Source organism: Pseudomonas sp. NBB, assembly GCF_032701105.1.
GTDB classification, from domain to species: Bacteria; Pseudomonadota; Gammaproteobacteria; order Pseudomonadales; family Pseudomonadaceae; genus Aquipseudomonas; species Aquipseudomonas asiatica.
The window spans coordinates 5,600,621-5,620,914 of sequence record NZ_CP103994.1; the positions used below are offsets into that span (position 1 = coordinate 5,600,621).

General features: G+C 63.8%; 19 protein-coding genes. 9 read left to right on the forward strand and 10 right to left on the reverse strand.

Going from position 1 to position 20,294, the window contains the following annotated elements; all coding sequences use genetic code 11:
• Positions 1 to 9: 9 nt before the first annotated feature.
• Genes aroK through pilM form a run of 5 tightly spaced genes read right to left on the reverse strand, consistent with a single transcriptional unit; the run spans position 10 to position 4,152 of the window.
• Complete coding sequence (gene aroK / locus NY023_RS25775; RefSeq protein ID WP_015272136.1) at positions 10 to 528, reverse strand: shikimate kinase AroK; 519 nt, start codon at positions 526 to 528, stop codon at positions 10 to 12.
• Between the two features lie 4 nt (positions 529 to 532).
• Positions 533 to 1,801, reverse strand: coding sequence for a type IV pilus secretin PilQ (locus NY023_RS25780; protein ID WP_080563829.1), 1,269 nt, complete (start codon positions 1,799 to 1,801; stop codon positions 533 to 535).
• Positions 1,725 to 2,726: a pilus assembly protein PilP gene (locus NY023_RS25785; RefSeq protein ID WP_031325416.1), complete on the reverse strand. Its 1,002-nt coding sequence runs from the start codon at positions 2,724 to 2,726 to the stop codon at positions 1,725 to 1,727. Before NY023_RS25785 ends, NY023_RS25780 begins: the two co-directional genes overlap by 77 nt.
• Before the next feature lie 11 nt (positions 2,727 to 2,737).
• On the reverse strand, positions 2,738 to 3,274 hold the full coding sequence (locus NY023_RS25790; protein WP_023662590.1) for a PilN domain-containing protein: 537 nt from the start codon (positions 3,272 to 3,274) through the stop codon (positions 2,738 to 2,740).
• A complete protein-coding gene (pilM, locus tag NY023_RS25795) occupies positions 3,271 to 4,152 on the reverse strand; it encodes a type IV pilus biogenesis protein PilM (protein ID WP_024087852.1) in 882 nt (293 codons plus the stop codon). Before pilM ends, NY023_RS25790 begins: the two co-directional genes overlap by 4 nt.
• 207 nt (positions 4,153 to 4,359) lie before the next feature.
• On the opposite strand from pilM, the gene NY023_RS25800 reads away from it, so the two are divergent.
• Entirely contained in the window at positions 4,360 to 6,810 is a 2,451-nt protein-coding gene (locus NY023_RS25800; RefSeq protein WP_372241081.1) for a penicillin-binding protein 1A, read from the forward strand.
• 215 nt (positions 6,811 to 7,025) lie between these two features.
• On the opposite strand, the gene NY023_RS25805 is transcribed toward NY023_RS25800, so the two are convergent.
• The 3 genes from NY023_RS25805 to rpmE form a co-directional block, all read right to left on the reverse strand.
• Positions 7,026 to 8,294, reverse strand: coding sequence for a malic enzyme-like NAD(P)-binding protein (locus tag NY023_RS25805; protein WP_024087853.1), 1,269 nt, complete (start codon positions 8,292 to 8,294; stop codon positions 7,026 to 7,028).
• 177 nt (positions 8,295 to 8,471) lie between these two features.
• Positions 8,472 to 9,293, reverse strand: a complete 822-nt coding sequence (locus tag NY023_RS25810) for a thermonuclease family protein (RefSeq protein WP_023662593.1) — start codon at positions 9,291 to 9,293, stop codon at positions 8,472 to 8,474.
• A 2-nt stretch (positions 9,294 to 9,295) separates the two neighbouring features.
• A complete protein-coding gene (rpmE, locus tag NY023_RS25815) occupies positions 9,296 to 9,511 on the reverse strand; it encodes a 50S ribosomal protein L31 (RefSeq protein WP_003257833.1) in 216 nt (71 codons plus the stop codon).
• Positions 9,512 to 9,678: 167 nt separating this feature from the next.
• Between rpmE and NY023_RS25820 the strand changes: the two genes are divergently transcribed.
• The 3 genes from NY023_RS25820 to NY023_RS25830 all read left to right on the forward strand — a co-directional run bounded on the left by NY023_RS25820 (position 9,679) and on the right by NY023_RS25830 (position 14,456).
• Positions 9,679 to 11,898 (forward strand): primosomal protein N', encoded by a 2,220-nt coding sequence (locus NY023_RS25820; RefSeq protein WP_013974612.1) that lies wholly within the window; start codon positions 9,679 to 9,681, stop codon positions 11,896 to 11,898.
• 121 nt (positions 11,899 to 12,019) lie between these two features.
• Entirely contained in the window at positions 12,020 to 13,756 is a 1,737-nt protein-coding gene (gene argS / locus NY023_RS25825; RefSeq protein WP_013974613.1) for an arginine--tRNA ligase, read from the forward strand.
• 1 nt (position 13,757) lies between these two features.
• On the forward strand, positions 13,758 to 14,456 hold the full coding sequence (locus NY023_RS25830; protein ID WP_003257831.1) for an SPOR domain-containing protein: 699 nt from the start codon (positions 13,758 to 13,760) through the stop codon (positions 14,454 to 14,456).
• Positions 14,457 to 14,492: 36 nt separating this feature from the next.
• Here the strand turns inward: NY023_RS25830 and NY023_RS25835 are convergent, their stop codons facing one another.
• The gene (locus tag NY023_RS25835) at positions 14,493 to 14,912 is read right to left on the reverse strand and encodes an NINE protein (RefSeq protein ID WP_013974614.1); all 420 of its coding nucleotides are present in this window, start codon (positions 14,910 to 14,912) and stop codon (positions 14,493 to 14,495) included.
• A gap of 166 nt (positions 14,913 to 15,078) precedes the next feature.
• Here NY023_RS25835 and NY023_RS25840 point away from each other — a divergent pair, with 166 nt between their 5' ends.
• The gene (locus tag NY023_RS25840) at positions 15,079 to 15,714 is read left to right on the forward strand and encodes a C40 family peptidase (protein WP_013974615.1); all 636 of its coding nucleotides are present in this window, start codon (positions 15,079 to 15,081) and stop codon (positions 15,712 to 15,714) included.
• Positions 15,715 to 15,841: 127 nt separating this feature from the next.
• On the opposite strand, the gene NY023_RS25845 is transcribed toward NY023_RS25840, so the two are convergent.
• Complete coding sequence (locus NY023_RS25845; RefSeq protein WP_013974616.1) at positions 15,842 to 16,840, reverse strand: type IV pilus twitching motility protein PilT; 999 nt, start codon at positions 16,838 to 16,840, stop codon at positions 15,842 to 15,844.
• Between the two features lie 65 nt (positions 16,841 to 16,905).
• Here NY023_RS25845 and NY023_RS25850 point away from each other — a divergent pair, with 65 nt between their 5' ends.
• The 4 genes from NY023_RS25850 to NY023_RS25865 all read left to right on the forward strand — a co-directional run bounded on the left by NY023_RS25850 (position 16,906) and on the right by NY023_RS25865 (position 20,289).
• Positions 16,906 to 17,592, forward strand: coding sequence for a YggS family pyridoxal phosphate-dependent enzyme (locus tag NY023_RS25850; RefSeq protein WP_013974617.1), 687 nt, complete (start codon positions 16,906 to 16,908; stop codon positions 17,590 to 17,592).
• A 38-nt stretch (positions 17,593 to 17,630) separates the two neighbouring features.
• A complete protein-coding gene (proC, locus tag NY023_RS25855) occupies positions 17,631 to 18,449 on the forward strand; it encodes a pyrroline-5-carboxylate reductase (protein WP_013974618.1) in 819 nt (272 codons plus the stop codon).
• Positions 18,450 to 18,459: 10 nt separating this feature from the next.
• Positions 18,460 to 19,050 (forward strand): YggT family protein, encoded by a 591-nt coding sequence (locus NY023_RS25860; RefSeq protein ID WP_013974619.1) that lies wholly within the window; start codon positions 18,460 to 18,462, stop codon positions 19,048 to 19,050.
• 99 nt (positions 19,051 to 19,149) lie between these two features.
• Positions 19,150 to 20,289, forward strand: a complete 1,140-nt coding sequence (locus NY023_RS25865; RefSeq protein WP_013974620.1) for a homoserine O-succinyltransferase MetX — start codon at positions 19,150 to 19,152, stop codon at positions 20,287 to 20,289.
• Positions 20,290 to 20,294: the final 5 nt, after the last annotated feature.

Consider the following 20,294-nt stretch of genomic DNA (forward strand, 5'->3'; position numbering starts at 1 on the left):
AGTCCCGGGCTAACGGGGCGGCAACTGCTGCAAGCGCTCGAGAATATCGATCACCACCATGCGTGGCGGCCGCTCGTCGGTTTCTACCACCAGGTCGGCGATCTCGCGGTAGAGCGGGTCGCGGGCTTCCAGCAGGGCGCGCAAGGTCGCCTCGGGATTGGCGGTGCGCAAAAGGGGGCGATTGCGATCACGCGCGGTGCGACCAACCTGCTGTTCGACCGAAGCATGCAGATAGATCACCCGGCCACCCTGATGCAGGGCCTTGCGGTTGGCTTCGCGCATTACCGCGCCACCGCCGGTCGCCAAGACCACGCCGTCGAGTGCGCACAGCTCGGCGATCATCGCCTGCTCGCGGTCACGGAAACCCGGCTCGCCTTCCTTGTCGAAAATCCACGGGATGTTGGCGCCGCATCGCAGTTCGATTTCCTTGTCGGAATCCTTGAACAGCAGGCGCAGCTCTTTGGCCAATAGGCGTCCGATGGTGCTTTTACCAGCACCCATGGGCCCCACAAGTATCAAATTTCGCACAGAATCAACGACTCACAGCAATCGCCTGGTCACTCATGATACGCGGAGTCAGGAAGACCAGCAGCTCGGATTTTTTCTCTTGTAATGCATCGCGTCGAAACAGCCGCCCAACATACGGCAGATCGCCGAAAAATGGCACCTTGTCGACCACATTGTTTTGCGAAGTCGAGTACACGCCACCGATCACGATCGTTTCTCCGTCCGTCACGCGAACCTTGGCATTGACCTCGTTCTTGCGGATCGGCGGTACGTTGTTCAGGGCATTGACGTAATCCGGCTCGTCCTTGGTCACCCTGACGGTCATGATCACCTTGTTGTCCGGAGTGATCTGCGGGGTCACTTCCAGCGACAACGAGGCTTCGCGGAATGCTACCGAGGTGGCGCCGCTCTTGCTGGTTTCCTGGTACGGCACCTCGGTGCCTTTGAGGATCCTGGCCGTTTCCTTGTCGGCCGTGACCACCTTGGGCTGCGAGATGATTTCGCCGTTGCCGCTCTTTTCCATGGCACTGAGTTCCAGGTCGAGCAGCACATCGCCACGCAACAGGCCCAGACCGATGCTACCGCCCACCCGCTCCACCCCGAGATCGACGAACAGATCCTTGCCCGGGCGCGGGCTCTCGACATACAGCGGCCCACCCCAGCGCACCCCCAGGCTTTTCTCGTAATCGACGTTGGCCTCGACGATACGTGCCTCGATCGCCACCTGACGCACCGGCACATCCAGCTGCGCCACCAGTTGCCTCAGCTCGGCAAGGCGGTCTGCCGGCTGGTGCACCACCAGCGTATTGGTGCGCTCATCGACACTGAGGCTGCCCCGACTGGTGAGGATGCCGTCATCCGCCAGGCTCGCCAGCAGCAGCTCTGCCAGATCGGCGGCCTTGGCGTGATGAATGGGCAACAGCTCCCGACGCAATGGCTGCAACTGTGCATCCAGCGCCTGGCCCACATGGGCATCGACAGACTGCGCGGCAAACTCCGCTGCGGGCGCCACCAGCAGCACATTGCCCTCCTGTCGCCGGGCCAAGCCCTTGGTGCGCAGCACCAGATCCAGCGCCTGGTCCCATGGAACATCCTCAAGGCGCAAAGTGACGCTACCCTGCACGGCATCGCTGGCAACCAGGTTGACACCGGCATAGTCAGCCAGCACCTGCAGCACCGAGCGCACTTCCACATCCTGGAAGTTCAGCGACAGTGGTTCACCCTGATAAGGCATTGCCGACGCCAGCGGGAACGGCAGCAGGGCTGCCAGCATCCATTTCATCAATCTTTTCATCGTCATCCGGGGCCTCCTTGCCCAGGTGCTTTGCCAGCGTGATGAACGCCGTGCGTTCATGCCACCCCCCGGCCATGAACAGCCGTTCGCGTACTTCGACCTGGGATTGATCAACTCTCGCCACCACCCCCTGGTCACGCCCGACCCGGTCCCCAGGGCGTACGCGATAGAGCCTGCCCGCCGCCATCAGCAGTGCTTCGTGTTCCGCTCCACGTGACAGGCTGCCGACCATCTCCAGTTGCGCCAAAGGCACGCCGGCCAACCCGCTGGCCGACAATCGCGTCGCTCCAGGCGCAAACGGGTCGACTGCGGGCGCTGCCGTCACGCCCCTGGCTGGCATGCGCGCTAGCATCGCAGGCTGCGGCACTGGCGCCAGCGCCTGATAGGCATCAACCCGCAACTGCAGGCGCAGCAGCCCAGGCTTGCCATCTGCTGGAGCCAGTTGCAGGTCACCACTACGCAAAACACGCGCCTGGCCCAACCAGTCACCCAGCCACTGGCGCAATGCCGCGTATCGCCCCACCACCTGTAGCTCCAGCGGCACCTGGCGGAAACCGGCCTGCTGTTCGTCTTCATGAACGTCGAAGCGCTCGATCAGCAAGCCATGCGCGTGCCCCGAAGCCGCCAGACGTTCGAGAAGGTCACTCATGCCCTCACCGGCCGCCAGGTGCCAGTGCGCCTCGCGCAAGCGTTGCTCGGCGATGGTTACCGACGCGTGGAGTTGCTCCAACTCGGCCAGTTGCACCGCGCCGGCTGAATGCTGTTCGTGCAACTCGGCGTGCCGAGCCTCCTCCTGCGCCTGCTGTTGCAGCGCTGCAGGCAGACGTATGGCACAGCCCAGGCCGAACAACGCCAAGGCCACCAGCACTGGCGCCAGCTGCCTGAAGCGGCTGGAGCTCTCGGCCATGGCCAGCCAGCCGAGCACCTGCGCAGCATTCACGACCAGAACGCCGAAACGCGCGCCCCCAGCAGGAATTCATCGCCGCCTGGCAGGCTCCTGATGCGCTTGAGCTCCAGACCAACCAGCGCACTCGAGCGGCTCAGGTCACGCATGAACTGCGCGACCACGGCACCTGACTTGGCCAGCCCGGTCATCTGCAAATTGCCATCTTCCAGGCTGAGGTCGAGCAGTTGCACACCCACCGGCAACGCCCGCTCGAGGTCAGCGAACACCCCGGCCAGCACATCCTGATGGGCGCGCAGTGCTTCCAGCGCCGCCGCGCGTGCCAGCAGCGCCTCATGCTGCGCATGCACATCGGCCAGCGGCTGCAACTGCTCGCCCAACACTTCAAGGGCTGCCTGGTGCCGGGTATTGGCCAGCGCCTGCTGCTCCCCGCGCTGGCGGGCCAGCTGGTCGACCAACATCACGCCACACAGGGCCAGTAGAGCGCCGGCGACCAGTTGCCTGCGGAAAGACCGCAACGCCGCTTGGCGCTGCCGTTCGCGCCAGGGCAGAAGGTTCAGCCGCATCATCGACGCAATCCTCCGAGAGCCAGGGCGCAAGCCAGAATCATCGCACCATCGACGTGCTCCAGGCGCGCCAGGTCAGGCACCAGGCGACACGGAAGGTTCAGCTGGGAGCCGAGGCTTTGCAACTGGCCCGCTTCGACCGGAGAACAGCTGGCAATCAACAGGCATTCCGGCAAAGGCTCACCGGCAAGCAAGGCCAGCAGGCGCTCTGGCAGCGCCCCGGTTATCGTCGACAGCCCCAGGCTCAGCTCACGCCGTTGCTGAGGCTGCCCCGAATGCCAGCCATAAAGGATGGTGCTGTGCGCCTCGATACGCAGCAACGCCGAGCTCTGGTGCCGGCCCTGCGGCAGCATGCGCCCCAAGGCAATGCTGTCGACCTCCACGGCCTCCAGTTGCAACCCTGCCTCCTCGACGATGCCTTCAAGTGGCGCCAGTGCGCTCTGCCGACATGCCGCCACCATCACCTCGGCGCAGCCTGGCTGGACGCGAGAACCGCCCAGGACCTGAAAATCCAGGGCCAGGTCTTCCAGCGGAAATGGAAACAGCCGTTCGGCGTCAGCCAGCAGCTGCGCCTCCACTTCTGCACCGCCCTGTTCCACTGGCAGGTGGCACAGCTTGCATATCACCTGGTTACCCGGCAGTGCCAGCGCGACCCGGCGCTGTTTGAGGCCGCTGCGCCTGTAGGCGCGCCTCAAGGCAGCCGCCACGGCGCCAGGCTCTGCCGCCCAATCACTGCCAGCCAATGATTCGAACGGCTCTTGTACCGAGGCAAGCACCCGGCAGCGCCGGTTACGCCGCTGCAGTTGCACAATCCGAACGGAGTCAGGGGCAATTTCCACCCCCACAAGTGAACCGGCATCCTTGCCGAAGCGTCCTAGCATCGTGGCATCCTTGTTGTCTGTCGCCGCCATCCTTCGCGGCTACCTGCCCCAACCCCGCGTCAGCACTAGGCCGCGCCTGCCCATCGAGGCGACGGGCAGCCTGGCCGGTAACCCGGAGAGGCGAAAAAATGCTTATAATGCCCAGCGTTTTTTGGTCCGCCGGACCTGCGTGCAATCCACTCCCAACCTGGACACCGAAAAGCCTTGATACGTCTGCTGAAGTTCTTCTGGTGGTCTTCCGTCGCAGTCATCTGCGCGCTCGTACTCGGTGTGAGCGGTGCGTTTCTGTATCTTAGCCCCAACCTGCCCTCGGTCGAGTCGCTCAGAAGCATCCAGTTGCAGATCCCCCTCAGGGTGTACAGCAGCGACGGCAAGCTGATTGCCGAGTTCGGCGAAATGCGTCGCTCACCGATCCGCTTCGAGGAAATTCCCCCACAATTCATCCAGGCGCTTCTGTCGGCCGAGGACGACAACTTCCTCAATCACTACGGTGTCGACCCCAGCAGCCTGATGCGCGCCGCGACCCAGTTGGTGAAAACCGGCCATATCCAGACCGGCGGCAGTACCATCACCATGCAGGTGGCGAAGAACTTCTTCCTCACCAGCGAGCGCAGCTTCTCGCGCAAGACCAACGAAATCCTGCTGGCCCTGCAGATCGAGCGTGAGCTGACCAAGGACGAGATCCTCGAGCTGTACGTGAACAAGATCTACCTGGGCAACCGCGCCTACGGTATCGATGCCGCCGCGCAGGTGTACTACGGCAAGTCGATCCGCGACGTGAGCCTGGCGCAGATGGCGATGATCGCCGGCCTGCCCAAGGCACCCTCGCGCTTCAACCCGCTGGCCAACCCCGTACGCGCCAAAGAGCGCCGCGACTGGATCCTCGGCCGCATGTACAAGCTGGGCAAGATCGACGAAGCCAGTTACCAGGCGGCCCTGGCCGAGCCGCTCAACGCCAGCTACCACGTGCCCACGCCTGAAGTGAATGCGCCTTACATCGCCGAAATGGCCCGCGCCGAAATGGTCGGTCGCTACGGCAGCGACGCCTACACCGAAGGCTTCCGCGTCACTACCACGGTGCCCAGCGACATGCAGGAAATGGCCAACAAGGCCATCCTCAACGGTCTCTCCGACTACGATGAGCGCCACGGCTACCGCGGCCCCGAAGCACGCTTCCCGGGCCGCACCCAGGCAGCCTGGCTGCAGGAACTGGGCAAGCAGCGCAGCCTCGGCGGCCTGGAGCCGGTCATCGTCACCCAGGTCGAAAAAACCGGCCTCAAGGTGCTGACCCGCAGCGGCCAGGAAGAGCAGGTGGCCTGGGACACCATGAAATGGGCGCGCCCGTTCATCAACAGCAACTCCCAGGGCCGTGCGCCGCAGTCACCGGCAGATGTGGCCCAGGTTGGCGACCTGGTGCGCGTGCAGCGCCTCGAGGATGGCAAGCTCAAGTTCAGCCAGGTACCTGGCGCGCAGAGTGCGCTGGTCACCCTCGACCCTTACAACGGCGCCATCCGCGCCCTGGTCGGCGGTTTCTCGTTCGAGCAGAGCAACTACAACCGCGCCATGCAGGCCAAGCGTCAGCCGGGCTCGAGCTTCAAGCCGTTCATCTACAGCGCCGCACTGGACAGTGGCTACACCGCATCCAGTCTGGTCAACGATGCACCAATCGTGTTCGTCGACGAGTACCTGGACAAAGTCTGGCGACCGAAGAACGACACCAATACCTTCCTTGGTCCGATCCGCATGCGCGAAGCGCTGTACAAGTCGCGCAACCTGGTGTCGATCCGCCTGCTGCAGGCCATGGGCGTGGACCGCACCATCGACTACATCGCCAAGTTCGGCTTCAACAAGCAGGACCTGCCACGCAACCTGTCGCTGGCACTGGGCACCGCCACCCTGACCCCTATGGAAATCGCCACAGGCTGGAGTACTTTTGCCAACGGCGGGTACAAGATCACCCCGTACCTGATCGAACGCATCGAAAGCCGCAGCGGCGAGACGCTGTTCACCGCCAACCCGGCTCGGGTACCGCAAGGTGCCGAGGACCAGGCGGGTGTGGCCGCGCCCGAACAGCCGATCAGCACAACCGCCATGCCTGGCGAGGCACCCGCTGCCTTCAGCCAGGTGGCTTCTGCACCGCAGGCGCCGGCCGTGGCCGAGCGTATCATCGACGGTCGCACCACCTACATCCTCACCAGCATGCTGCAGGACGTGATCAAGCGCGGCACCGGACGCCGGGCGCTGGCCCTGGGCCGCACCGATCTGGCAGGCAAGACCGGTACTACCAACGAGTCCAAGGACGCCTGGTTCTCCGGCTACAACGCCGACTACGTGACCACCGTGTGGGTCGGCTTCGATCAGCCCGAAACCCTTGGACGCCGCGAGTACGGCGGCACGGCGGCACTGCCGATCTGGATGAGCTTCATGGGCGCGGCACTCAAGGACAAGCCTGCGCATGCGCCGGCAGAACCGGAAGGCATCCTCAGCCTGCGCGTCGACCCGGTCAGCGGCCGTGCCGCTTCGCCGAGCACGCCGAATGCCTACTTCGAGCTGTTCAAGGCCGAGGACTCGCCGCCGTCGGTGGACGAACTGGGCACTGGCGCAGCACCGGGCAGCCCGCTGCCGGCGGATGAAGCGGCGCCGATGGATCTGTTCTGACCAGATGTAAAGCCGGGGGCGCTTTGCGCCCCTATCGCGACACAAGGCCGCTCCCACAGGAAACGCCTAGCCCCTGTGGGAGCGGCCTTGTGTCGCGATGGGCTGCAAAGCAGCCCCAGAATCCGACAGGCAACCAAAAATAGCAGCATGGCGCACCGCCAAACAAAAAGCCCCGGCTCATACGAGCCGGGGCTTTTTGTGTCGCCAGGCAGCAATCAGCCTTTGAACACGTCATCCACGCTGGTCAGCGGGTAGTGCTTCGGATACGGCAGGGTTGCCACGCCGGATTCGATGGCGGCCTTGGCCACAGCGTCGGAAACGACGGTGATCAGACGTGCGTCCAACGGCTTCGGAATGATGTACTCACGACCAAATTCCAGAGCCTGTACGCCGTAGGCGTCGCACACTTCCTTCGGCACTGGCAGCTTGGCCAGATCTTTCAGGGCGATGGCGGCGGCGATTTTCATTTCTTCGTTGATGCGCTTGGCGCGAACGTCCAGGGCACCACGGAAGATGAACGGGAAGCCCAGTACGTTGTTGACCTGGTTCGGGTAGTCGGAACGACCGGTAGCCATGATCACGTCGCTGCGAGTGGCATGCGCCAGCTCTGGCGAGATTTCCGGGTCCGGGTTCGAGCAGGCGAACACGATCGGGTTGGCAGCCATCGACTTCAGGCCTTCGGCGCTCAGCAGGTTCGGGCCAGACAGGCCTACGAACACGTCGGCACCGTCGAGTGCGTCAGCCAGGGTGCGCTTGTCGGTGGCGTGGGCGAACTGCGCCTTGTACTGGTTCAGGTCGTCACGGCCAGCGTGGATCACGCCGCTGCGGTCGATCATGTAGATGTTTTCGACCTTGGCACCCATGCTTACCAGCAGCTTCATGCAGGAGATGGCGGCAGCGCCGGCACCCAGGCAGACGATCTTGGCGTCCTCCAGCTTCTTGCCGGCGATTTCCAGGGCGTTGATCATGCCGGCCGCGGTCACGATGGCGGTACCGTGCTGGTCATCGTGGAATACCGGGATGTCGCACTGTTCGATCAGGGTGCGCTCGATTTCAAAGCACTCAGGCGCCTTGATGTCTTCGAGGTTGATGCCACCGAAGGTGATCGAGATGCGGCGAACGGTGTCGATGAACGCCTGCGGGCTTTCCGATTCCACTTCGATGTCGAACACGTCGATACCGGCGAAACGCTTGAACAGAACACCCTTGCCTTCCATGACCGGCTTGGAAGCCAGTGGGCCGAGGTCACCCAGACCGAGGATGGCGGTGCCATCGGAAATCACCGCAACCAGGTTGCCTTTGCCGGTGTATTTGTAAGCCAGCTCTGGATCACGGCCGATTTCACGCACGGGCTCAGCAACACCTGGGCTGTAGGCCAGGGCGAGGTCACGGGCGGTGGCTGTGGGCTTGGAGAGTTCGACGCTCAGTTTCCCCGGACGAGGTTGAGCGTGATATTCGAGAGCGGCGGTTTTCAGGTCTGACATGGTGGGCATTCCGCTATTTACTGTTCTGACGGACCGCCGAGGATACGCAAAGAGCCGGGGAGCCACAAGACTGGTCGGTCACTTGTGTCAAGGCCTTTAGCCTACGACTTTACGCTATAACCCACGGGGCATACGCCTAACAGTGTGTACAATCCAATAGCGAAATGTCTACATCTTTTAGCCTGAAATGCGCTCCAACATGCTTGGATCGGTCAACGGCAACAGCCAGCGTCGCTGCCCGGGCTTGAGGCCGCCCTTGCGGGAACGATCCAGCACCCAGCCACGCGCCTCGACCTGGCGTCCCTTGAGGTTATCGAAGAAGCTGGCGGGGAAGTTGCGCTGCAGACGAGCGGGAACCTGCAGCACCACCGCACCGTCCAGGTTCAGCCAGACCCCGCCACGGTTGCGCTCCACGCCTTCGATGCGGCCCGCAATGACCGCGAATCCCGACTGCCGGACATCCCCTGCACGCACCACCGGCGAACGACGCCACAGCCCGGAGCCAGCCTTGCGCGCAGCCTGCTCGGCAAGCTGCTGGCAAGCGCTGAGGCGCACATTGGGGGCAACCGCGACGCGATAGCCCAAGCCCTCGCTGAGCAGCTGTGCTTCGATATTGTCGCCATTGCGGCCGTAGATATGCGCCAGCGTGCGGCCGTATTTGTCCTTGGACTCGACGCCCGGCTCCAGCCCGATACGCCCATCGCTGGCTTTGACCAAGGCCTGCAAACGCTGCCTGGCAGCCTCGGCATAGGGCTCGCTGGAGCGCCCGTTACGGCCGATTTCCGGGGCATTGATGCCGATCAATCGCACGCTGCGGCCATCGACCAGGCGCAAGGTATCGCCATCGACCACCTGGCGCACCGCCACCTGCTGAGGGCTGCCTGGTAGCGGGCAGAACGCCAGGGCCGGGAAATGCCAGATGACGCCCATAAAAAAGGCGCCCACAAGGGGCGCCTTTTTTTGCAGCAATGCGAAACCCGAGGGGTTCGCCATGCGCATGATTACTTCTTGGTACCGAACATACCGAAGCGATCGGCGAACTTCTGTACGCGACCACCGGTGTCCAGGACTTTCTGCTTACCGGTGTAGAACGGGTGGCACAGGTTGCAAACGTCGATCGCCAGGGTGCTGCCCAGGGTCGAACGGGTTTCAAACTTGTTGCCGCAGCTGCAGGTGACTGCAACTACTTCGTAGTTCGGATGAATATCTGCTTTCATGGTCACTTCCTCGAGCTGCGTGCCGCCACCCAACACCAATTGTTGAATACCGCACGTAATTAGGCGGCGAATAATACCAGAGCATCACGCCAACGCAAGTTGTCGCTTGCACCGACCGTCGTCTGCTAGGCTCGCCAGTCTTTGAAACGCCCTCCGAGACTTTCCGCGTGTCCGACGTCATCCTGCGCCTTGCCCTGCCCTCCCCGCTGCGTCGCCTGTTCGACTACAAGGCGCCGGCAAGCATGGCGCGCCAGGCCTTGACTCCGGGCATGCGCATTCGCGTGCCATTCGGCCGCCGCGAAATGATCGGCGTGCTGGTGGAGGTGTGCGAGCAGAGCGAAGTGCCCGCCGACAAGCTCAAGCCGGCCAGCGCCCTGCTCGACCCGGTATCACCGATCCCGCCGTCGCTGTTCAAGTTGTGCTTGTGGACCGCCCAGTACTACCAGCACAGCCTGGGTGACACCCTGAGCTGGGCCTTGCCGACCCTGCTGCGCCAGGGCGAACCCTCCGAGATGCGTCAGGAGCGCTTCTGGCACGTCGCCCCCGGCGCCCGCCTGGAAGACCCGCGCATCGCCCGCGCACCGCGCCAGCGCGATGCCCTCAAGACCCTGGCCCAGCACCCGCACGGCGTGGCCCATAGCCTCCTGGCCAAGCTCAATCTGAACAAGGACAGCCTGGACCTGCTGCTGGCCAAGGACCTGGTGCAGATCGAGGTCCGCCGCCATCTGCCGGCACTGCGCCACGAACACTGGCTGGCACAGCCGGAACTACCGCTCAACGAAGAGCAACGCGATGCCTTCGACGCCGTGCGCGAAGGCTTTGGCGGCTTTGGCGCCTTCCTGCTGGCCGGTGTCACCGGCAGCGGCAAGACCGAGGTGTACCTGCAACTGATCCGCGAAACACTGGAAGCCGGCAAGCAGGCCCTGGTACTGATCCCGGAGATCAACCTCGGCCCGCAGACCCTGGCCCGCTTCGAGCAGCGCTTCAACGCCCGCATCGCCCTGCTGCATTCGGCGGTGAACGACCGCGAACGCCTGGATGCCTGGCTGGCAGCCCGGGACGGCGAGGCCGACATCATCATCGGCACCCGCTCGGCACTGTTCACGCCGATGAAGAACCCCGGCCTGATCATCATCGACGAGGAGCACGACGGCTCCTATAAACAGCAGGAAGGCCTGCGCTACCACGCCCGCGACCTGGCACTGGTGCGCGCCCACCAGGAAAACGTCCCGATCCTGCTCGGTTCCGCCACGCCATCGCTGGAAACCCTGCACAATGCCCTGACCGGTCGCTACCGCCTGTTGCGCATGAACCAGCGCGCCGGCGGTGCCCGCCCGCCACGCATGCTGCGCCTGGATGTGAAGAGCCTGCCGCTGGACAGCGGTATCAGCGGCCCACTGCAGCAGGCCATCCGCCAAACCCTGGAGGCAGGCCAGCAAGTGCTGGTATTCCTCAATCGCCGCGGTTTCGCCCCGACCTTGCTGTGCCATGATTGCGGCTGGCTGTCCGAATGCCCACGCTGCGATGCACGCATGACCGTGCACCAGCGCTCCGGCGTGCTGCGCTGCCACCATTGCGGCTATGACGAGCGCCTGCCGCAGCAGTGCCCGCAGTGCAACCATGTTGACCTGCGCCCGGTCGGCGCCGGCACCGAGCGTGCCGAGGAGCGCCTGAAAGTGCTGTTCCCGGATTACCCGATCCTGCGTGTGGACCGCGACAGCACCGCGCGCAAGGACGCCATGCACAACCTGTTCAGCACCATCCAGCGCGGCCAGCCGAGCATCCTCGTCGGCACCCAGATGCTCGCCAAGGGCCATCACTTCCCGCGGGTGACCCTGGTGGCCATCCTCGATGCCGATGGCGGGCTGTTCTCCGGCGACTTCCGTGCCAGCGAACGCATGGCACAGTTGATCGTGCAGGTCGCCGGGCGGGCCGGGCGGGCCGAAGAGCCCGGCAAGGTCATCATCCAGACCCACCTGGCCGACCATCCACTGCTGGTGCAGCTTACCGAGCAGGGCTACTTCGCCTTCGCCGAGCAGGCCCTGGACGAACGCCGCGCCGCCGGGCTGCCGCCTTACTCGCACCTGGCGCTGCTACGCGCCGAAGCGCACAAGCCCGGGCAGGCCGAAGGTTTCCTCGACGAGGCCTGCGCCGCCGCCGAGCGCCTGGTGGCCGAACAGCGCCTACCTGGCATCGAGCTGCTGGGGCCGGTGCCAGCACCGATGGAGCGCCGCGCCGGGCGCTTCCGCGCACAACTGTTGATACAGGCCAATACGCGGGCGCCTTTGCATCGACTGATCAGCGCCTGGTTGCTAGTGTTGGAGCAGATGCCGAGCGGGCGCCAGGTGCGGTGGTCGCTGGATGTCGACCCGGTAGACCTTTATTGATCCTGCGGGCTGCTTTGCAGCCCCAAAGGTTGGCAACCCGCCCCCAGCCACGGATAATGCCCAGTTTTTCCACCTGCGCATCCAAGCGCTCCACCGCGCTTGCGGTCGAAAAGAGATCCCCATGAAAGACACCATTCGCCAGCTGATCCAGCAAGCCCTCACCCAACTCGTCACCGACGGTGTGCTGCCTGAAGGGCTGTCGCCGGCGATCCAGGTGGAAAACGCCCGGGACAAGACCCACGGCGACTTCGCCAGCAACATCGCCATGATGCTGGCCAAGCCGGCCGGCATGAAGCCGCGCGACCTGGCCGAGAAACTGATCAATGCCCTGCCGGCCAGCGCCGACATCAGCAAGGTCGAAATCGCCGGCCCCGGCTTCCTCAACTTCTTCCAGAACACCGACGCCCTGGCCAACCGCCTGGATGCCGCACTGGCCGACGCCCACCTGGGCGCGCGCAAGGCCGGCCCTGCGCAAAAGGTTGTGATCGACATGTCGGCACCCAACCTGGCCAAGGAGATGCACGTCGGCCACCTGCGTTCGACCATCATCGGTGACAGCGTGGCGCGCGTGCTGGAGTTCCTCGGCGATGACGTGATCCGCCAGAACCACGTGGGCGACTGGGGCACCCAGTTCGGCATGCTGCTGGCCTACCTGGAAGAAAACCCGATCACCAGCGACGAGCTGTCGGACCTGGAAAACTTCTACCGCGCCGCCAAGAAGCGCTTCGACGAATCCGAAGAGTTCGCCACCCGTGCCCGTGGCCTGGTGGTCAAGCTGCAGGCCGGCGACCCGGACTGCATGGCCCTGTGGACGCGCTTCAAGGACATTTCGCTGTCGCACTGCCAGAAGACCTACGAGCTGCTGAACGTCAAGCTGACCATGGCCGACGTGATGGGTGAAAGCGCCTACAACGACGACCTGGCCAACGTGGTCGCCGACCTCAAGGCCAAGGGGCTGCTGGTCGAAGACCAGGGCGCCCAGTGCGTGTTCCTCGACGAGTTCAAGAACAGCGAAGGCGAGCCACTGCCGGTGATCGTGCAGAAGGCCGACGGCGGCTACCTGTACGCCACCACCGACCTGGCCGCCGTGCGCTACCGCAGCAACGTCCTCAAGGCGGACCGCGCCCTGTACTTCGTCGACCAGCGCCAGGCCCTGCACTTCAACCAGGTGTTCGAAGTTGCACGCCGCGCAGGCTTCGTGGGCCACCCGATGCAGATGGAGCACATGGGCTTCGGCACCATGAACGGTGCCGACGGCCGCCCGTTCAAGACCCGTGACGGCGGTACCGTGAAGCTGATCGACCTGCTCACCGAGGCCAAGGAACGCGCCTACGCGCTGGTCAAGGAAAAGAACCCGAGCCTGGCCGACGAAGAACTGCGCCACATCGGTGAAGTGGTTGGCATCGGCGCTGTGAAGTACGCCGACCTGTCCAAGCACCGCACCAGCGACTACAGCTTCAACTTCGAGCTGATGCTCAACTTCGAAGGCAACACCGCGCCTTACCTGCTGTACGCCTACACCCGCGTGGCCGGCGTATTCCGCAAACTGGGCAAAGGCTTCGATGAAGTCGATGGCAACATTGTGCTGCAGGCTGCCCACGAGCAGGACCTGGCCGCGCGCCTGGCGCAGTTTGGCGAAATCCTCAACAACGTCGCCGACAAGGGTACGCCGCACGTGCTGTGCAGCTACCTGTACGACCTGGCCGGCCTGTTCTCCAGCTTCTACGAGAACTGCCCGATTCTTGCCGCCGAAACCCCGCAGCAGCAGCAGAGCCGCCTGCGCCTGGCGGCCCTGACCGGCCGCACCCTCAAGCAAGGTCTGGAACTGCTCGGCCTGGAAACCCTGGAGCGCATGTAAGTTGGCTGCCAAGAAAAAACCTGCACCCAAACGCGGCGCCAGCCGCCAGACGGCGCCGGCCAAGCAGCCGATTCCCGGTTGGGTATGGCTGGCGGTCGGCCTGACCGTAGGCGCGTTCATCGTGTTCCTGATGAAGCTCGAGCCTGGTGGCGAAGACATCAAGCGCACCAAGCCGGAGCAGCAGAAAGCGGACAAGGTGGCCGAAGCCGGCAAGTCGGCGCAGCCCACTCCGCAGCAGCCGGTGAAGCCGAAGTACGACTTCTACACGCTGCTGCCGGAGTCCGAGGTGATCGTACCGCCGGAGGCCGTACCAGAGAAGACGCCACCCGTCCCGGCCCAGCCGGTGACCCCGGTGACGCCAGCCGAAGCGGCAAAGATCGACACGGCGCGAGCCCAGGCAGCATTGATGGGCCAGACACCGCCACCGGCACCGCCAGTCATCAAGCCGGCGGCGACCACCCAGTTCTTCCTGCAGGCCGGCTCGTTCCGCAAGCAGGCCGATGCTGACAAGGTGCGCGCGCAGATCATCCTGCTGGGGCAGTCGGTAAAGGTAGAGTCGGGCACGGTCAAGGACGAAACCTGGTACCGCGTGCTGGTGGGGCCGTTCAGCAACCGCGAGCAGCTGACCGGGGCGCAGAAGCAACTGGCCGGGGCAGGCTTCAGCAACCTGCTGCTGCAACAGCGGCAGACCCGTCAGTAACCTGGAATTCGGGGGCGCTTTGCGCCCCCTGTGTCCTCAACCCCGCCCCGCATTCCGCTCGGAAACCTGGCTGTTCAGCGTCCAGAAGTCGTACAGCACCCCCACCAGAAACAGCCCGCCGGTAAAGAAGTAGATGATCGCGGTGATCCACTTGCCCTGATACAGCCGGTGCAGACCAAACACCCCGAGGAAGGTCAGCAGGATCCAGGCGATGTTGTAGTCAATGCGCCCGGACTGGAACCGGAGGTCGGCTTCACGGTCCATGGACGGGATCAGGAACAGGTCGATCAACCAGCCGATGCCCAGCAGGCCCAGGGTGAAGAACCAGATAGTGCCGGTTACGGGCTTGCCGTAATAGAAACGATGCGACCCGGTAAAGCCGAAAATCCATAGCAGGTAGCCAATGGTCTTGCTGTGGGTGTCGTGAAACGGCGCCCCCTGTTGATAACTGTTCATTCATAGCCCCCGTGGGTTATCCGAAAATTTTCTAAGAAAAAATGTGACTTTCTCGTCGCAGGCCGACGTACGGCACCTGGACAATCGACCAACGGATCAAAGATTGATCAAAAAGCTGTTATAAAGTTGCGCGCCCAACACATAACTATTCATAAGAGCTTCATCTATGCCGCCTTTACTCAAGACATGGCTGACCCTCTGCCTATTATTGCCCCTGGCCGCCCACGCCACCAATCGTGAGCAACGTCTTCCCAATGGTTTTACCGGCTACACCACCAATGCCTCGGTAAAACATGCACCGGTCAAGCAGACCGCAATGCGCACCCGTCCAAGCAATGCCGCCAACAGCCGCGGCGTGCCCGGTGTGCCAGTCGCGGCAATGTCGCCGAAGCAGAGCAGCGATGTGCTCAGCCGTGCGGTGAATGTGCTCGGCACCCCTTATGTCTGGGGCGGCAGCAGCCCGAAGAAAGGCTTCGACTGCAGCGGGCTGGTCAAATACGCCTTCAACGACGTCGCCGACGTCGACCTGCCGCGCACCTCCAATGCCATGGCCCAGGGCCACGGCGTCAAGGTAGCCAAGGGTGACCTGAAGCCAGGTGACCTGATCTTCTTCAACATCAAGAGCCGTCGGGTGAACCACGTTGCCATCTACCTGGGCAACGACCGCTTCATCCATGCTCCACGCCGTGGCAAGCGGGTAAGCATCGACACCCTGAGCAAGCCTTACTGGCAGAAGCATTACGTGGTGGCCAAGCGAGTGCTGCCGAAAGAACAGCAGCAACTGAGCCTGGCCAAGCGCTGATCTGATCGGCGCTCTCCTGTCCGGGCCTCTTCGCGGGTAAACCCGCTCCCACAGGTACACCACAGCATTCGAAGGCTGTGTTATCCATGTGGGAGCGGGTTTACCCGCGAAAGGGCCAGCACAGGCACTATAGATCGCTGATCAGCCCCCTCTCCTTCAACCCCCGCATCGCCCCTTCCATCGTCCGCATCCCGTCCGCACCACCCGCCTGCATCACCGAACACAACTGCGCCATCCGCCCTTCCCGAACCAGGTTACGCACCGCTGGCGTCACCACCAGCACTTCCCGCGCAGCAACCCGCCCTCCGCCCGCGCGCCTGACCAGCACCTGCGCTACCACCAGGCGCAACGACTCGGCCAGCATCGCCCGCACCAACGGCTTCTCTTCGGCAGCGAACACCTCCACCAACCGGTCAATACTGCTCACCGCCGAACGGGTATGCACGGTCGCCAGTACCAGGTGCCCGGTCTCAGCCGCACGCAAGGCCAGGCGAATGGTTTCCAGGTCGCGCAGCTCACCGATCATGATCACATCCGGGTCTTGGCGCAGGGCACTGCGCAGCCCCTGGGCGAACCCACCGCAATGGCGGCCGACCTCACGCTGGTTGACCAGGCTGCGCTGGCTGCTGTGGATAACTTCGACAGGGTCTTCGAGGGTGATGATATGCAGAGCCCGATCGCGGTTCAGTTGGTCAAGCAGTGTCGCCAAGGTGCTGGACTTGCCGCTGCCGGTCGGCCCACCGACGAGGATCAAGCCATCTCGGCACTGCGCAACAGCTTGAAACACATCGCCCAGGTCGAGTTCATCGAGCGTGGCGATATGCCCCGGGATCAGGCGAAAGGTGGCCGCAGGGCCGTGCAACTGGCGAAACAGATTCAGCCGAAAGCGCCCTAGCGCCGGCAATTCCAGCGCCAGGTCCAGCTCATCACCCTGGGCCCACTGTCGGCGCTGGTCTTCATCCAGCATGGGGGCCATGCCCTCGATCAAGGCGACCGGACCCAAGGTCGGCAGGGCCATGCGCTGCAGCTCGCCATCCAGGCGCAACATCGGTAACTGGCCCGCCGCCAGGTGCAGGTCGGAAGCCCCCGCATCCACGGCCCGGGCCAACAGGTCGGTCACATCCATGAGACTCCCCAAAGGCCTTCAAGTAGGTAGAATGCCGCAAACCCTCCAGCCGCCGGCATCAGTCCATGTCCACCCTAGCAGACAACCTTTCCGCTATTTCCGCCCGTATCGCCAGCGCTGCCCAGGCTGCCGGGCGTGATCCGGCCAGCGTCCAGTTGCTGGCCGTGAGCAAGACCAAGCCAGCTAGCGCCATCCGCGAAATCCACGCCGCCGGCGTATGCGATTTCGGGGAAAACTACCTACAGGAAGCGCTGACAAAGCAGCAGGCACTCGGCGACCTGCCCTTGATCTGGCACTTCATCGGCCCCATCCAGTCGAACAAGACCAAAGCCATCGCCGAGCATTTCGACTGGGTACATTCCGTGGACCGCTTGAAAATCGCCCAACGCCTCTCGGAGCAGCGCCCGGCCGGTCTGCCACCACTGAACATCTGCCTGCAGGTGAACGTCAGCGGCGAAGACAGCAAATCCGGCTGCACCCCTGCCGACCTGCCGGCCCTGGCCAAAGCGGTAGCCGCACTGCCCAACCTGCGCCTGCGCGGGCTGATGGCCATTCCCGAACCCACTGATGACCGCGCCGCCCAGGAAGCCGCCTTCGCCACCCTGCGCCAGTTGCAGGAAGGCCTTGGCCTTGGTCTGGACACTCTGTCCATGGGCATGAGCCACGATCTGGAAGCGGCCATTGCACAGGGTGCGACCTGGGTGCGTATCGGTACCGCCCTGTTCGGTGCCCGCGATTACGGGCAGCCCTGATTCCATGCTTTACTCACTCTTTCCTACAAGGACCTGACATGAGCAAGACTCGTATTGCCTTTATCGGCGCCGGCAACATGGCCGCCAGCCTGATCGGTGGTCTGCGTGCCCAGGGCCTGGACGCCTCGCAGATCCGCGCCAGCGACCCGGGCGCCGAGACCCGCAGCCGCATCCAGGCCGAGCACGGCATCGAAACCTTCGAGAACAACGCCCAGGCCATCGATGGCGCCGACGTCATCGTGCTGGCGGTCAAGCCGCAGGTCATGAAAGCCGTATGCCAGGCCCTGCAACCGAACCTGCAGGAAGGCCAGCTGATCGTTTCCATTGCCGCCGGCATCACCTGCGCCAGCCTGCAAAGCTGGGTCGGCGCTCGCCCTTTCGTGCGCTGCATGCCCAACACCCCGGCACTGCTGCGCCAGGGCGTCAGCGGCCTGTACGCCACCGCGGAAGTATCCAGCGAACAACGCCAGCAGGCCGAGCAACTGTTGTCGGCCGTGGGCACCGCCCTGTGGCTCGAGCAGGAGCAGCAACTGGACGCCGTGACGGCAGTCTCCGGCAGCGGCCCGGCGTACTTCTTCCTGCTGATCGAAGCCATGACCGCGGCAGGCGAAAAGCTTGGCCTGCCACGTGAAACTGCCTCCCAGCTGACCCTGCAGACAGCCTTGGGCGCCGCACGCATGGCGGTTGCCAGCGATGTCGACGCTGCCGAACTGCGCCGCCGAGTCACCTCGCCTGCAGGCACTACCGAAGCGGCGATCAAGTCGTTCCAGGCCAGCGGCTTCGAAGCCATCGTCGAACAGGCGCTGCAGGCTGCGGCTACACGTTCCGCCGAGCTGGCCGAACAACTGGGCAAATAAGGAGCTTCAGATGAATGCACTGTCCGGCGCCGCGATCTTCGTGGTGCAAACCCTGGTCAGCCTGTACCTGGTGATCGTCCTGCTGCGCTTTGTCCTGCAGCTGGTCAAGGCCAACTTCTACAACCCGCTGTGCCAGTTCGCCGTGCGCGCCACACAGCCGCTGCTCAAGCCGATTCGCCGAGTCATCCCCAGCGTTGGTGGGCTGGATACCTCGTCGCTGCTGTTGTCGGTGGTCATCCAGGCGCTGCTGATGGCTTTCGTGCTGATGGTCACCTACGGGACCTTCGGTGACATCCTGCACCTGCTGATGTGGGCCATCATCGGTATCACCTCGCTGTTCCTGAAGATTTTCTGGGTCGCGATGATCGTCATGGTGATCGTGTCCTGGGTTGCTCCCAACAGCCACAACCCGGCGGCTGAGCTGGCCTACCAGATCAGTGAACCGGTGCTGGCACCGTTCCGCCGCATCGTGCCCAACCTGGGTGGCATGGACATCTCGCCGATCTTCGCCTTCCTCGCGATCCAGGTAATCCAGTCGTTCGTCATGCCGCCTCTGGCCGCCTACGCCGGCATGCCACAAGAGCTGTGGCGGATGATCTGAGCCCCACCTGACTCTGGTTGCTTCCAGCGACAAGCCTCTGCTTGCCGCTGGGGGTAGCGCTCTTTAGACTTACGCCTCCGTCAAGCGTGAGCAGGGTCGATGTCCACTGTCTTTCCCGAAGATTCCGTCGGTCTGGTAGTACCGCAAACCGCCCGGTTCGATGAACCGCTGGCCCTGGCCTGCGGCCGCTCCCTGGCCAGTTACGAACTGGTCTACGAGACCTATGGCACCCTGAACGCCAGCGCGAGCAACGCCGTGCTGATCTGCCATGCCCTCTCCGGCCACCACCATGCCGCTGGCTACCATGCCGCCACCGACCGCAAGCCGGGCTGGTGGGACAGTTGTATCGGCCCTGGCAAGCCGATCGACACCAACCGCTTCTTCGTGGTCAGCCTGAACAACCTGGGCGGCTGCAACGGCAGCACCGGCCCCAGCAGCATCAACCCGGCCACCGGCAAGCCCTACGGCGCCGACTTCCCGGTGCTGACCGTGGAAGACTGGGTGCACAGCCAGGTGCGCCTGGCCGAGCGCCTGGGCATCCAGCAGTGGGCCGCCGTGGTCGGTGGCAGCCTGGGTGGCATGCAGGCGCTGCAGTGGACCATCAGCTACCCCGAGCGCGTGCGCCATTGCGTCGACATCGCCTCGGCGCCCAAGCTGTCGGCACAGAACATCGCTTTCAATGAAGTGGCACGCCAGGCCATCCTCACCGACCCCGAATTCCACGGCGGTTCGTTCCAGGACCAGGGCGTGATCCCCAAGCGTGGCCTGATGCTGGCGCGCATGGTCGGCCACATCACCTACCTGTCGGATGACTCGATGGGTGAAAAATTCGGCCGCGAGCTGAAGAGCGACAAGCTCAACTACGACTTCCACAGCGTCGAATTCCAGGTCGAGAGCTACCTGCGCTACCAGGGCGAGGAGTTTTCCGGGCGCTTCGACGCCAACACCTACCTGTTGATGACCAAGGCGCTGGACTACTTCGACCCCGCCGCCGCCCAGGGCGGCGACCTGGCAGCCACCCTGGCCCACGTCAAGGCGGATTACTGCATCATGTCGTTCACCACCGACTGGCGCTTCTCCCCGGCCCGTTCGCGCGAGATCGTCGACGCCCTGATGGCCGCGCGCAAGAATGTCTGCTACCTGGAGATCGACTCGCCTTACGGGCACGATGCCTTCCTGATCCCCACGCCTCGCTACATGCAGGGTTTCTCGAACTACATGAACCGCATTGCCATCTGAGGACA

Bases quoted from the DNA above. Each gene is read 5' to 3' on its own strand.
- NY023_RS25845 (WP_013974616.1), bottom strand. From the start codon at position 16,840: ATGGATGTGACCGACCTGTTGGCCCGGGCCGTGGATGCGGGGGCTTCC.
- NY023_RS25835 (WP_013974614.1), bottom strand. From the start codon at position 14,912: ATGAACAGTTATCAACAGGGGGCGCCGTTTCACGACACCCACAGCAAG.
- proC (WP_013974618.1), top strand. From the start codon at position 17,631: ATGAGCAAGACTCGTATTGCCTTTATCGGCGCCGGCAACATGGCCGCC.
- NY023_RS25860 (WP_013974619.1), top strand. From the start codon at position 18,460: ATGAATGCACTGTCCGGCGCCGCGATCTTCGTGGTGCAAACCCTGGTC.
- NY023_RS25810 (WP_023662593.1), bottom strand. From the start codon at position 9,293: ATGCGCATGGCGAACCCCTCGGGTTTCGCATTGCTGCAAAAAAAGGCG.
- NY023_RS25865 (WP_013974620.1), top strand. From the start codon at position 19,150: ATGTCCACTGTCTTTCCCGAAGATTCCGTCGGTCTGGTAGTACCGCAA.
- rpmE (WP_003257833.1), bottom strand. From the start codon at position 9,511: ATGAAAGCAGATATTCATCCGAACTACGAAGTAGTTGCAGTCACCTGC.
- argS (WP_013974613.1), top strand. From the start codon at position 12,020: ATGAAAGACACCATTCGCCAGCTGATCCAGCAAGCCCTCACCCAACTC.
- NY023_RS25840 (WP_013974615.1), top strand. From the start codon at position 15,079: ATGCCGCCTTTACTCAAGACATGGCTGACCCTCTGCCTATTATTGCCC.
- NY023_RS25850 (WP_013974617.1), top strand. From the start codon at position 16,906: ATGTCCACCCTAGCAGACAACCTTTCCGCTATTTCCGCCCGTATCGCC.
- NY023_RS25790 (WP_023662590.1), bottom strand. From the start codon at position 3,274: ATGATGCGGCTGAACCTTCTGCCCTGGCGCGAACGGCAGCGCCAAGCG.
- NY023_RS25805 (WP_024087853.1), bottom strand. From the start codon at position 8,294: ATGTCAGACCTGAAAACCGCCGCTCTCGAATATCACGCTCAACCTCGT.
- pilM (WP_024087852.1), bottom strand. From the start codon at position 4,152: ATGCTAGGACGCTTCGGCAAGGATGCCGGTTCACTTGTGGGGGTGGAA.
- NY023_RS25780 (WP_080563829.1), bottom strand. From the start codon at position 1,801: ATGAAAAGATTGATGAAATGGATGCTGGCAGCCCTGCTGCCGTTCCCG.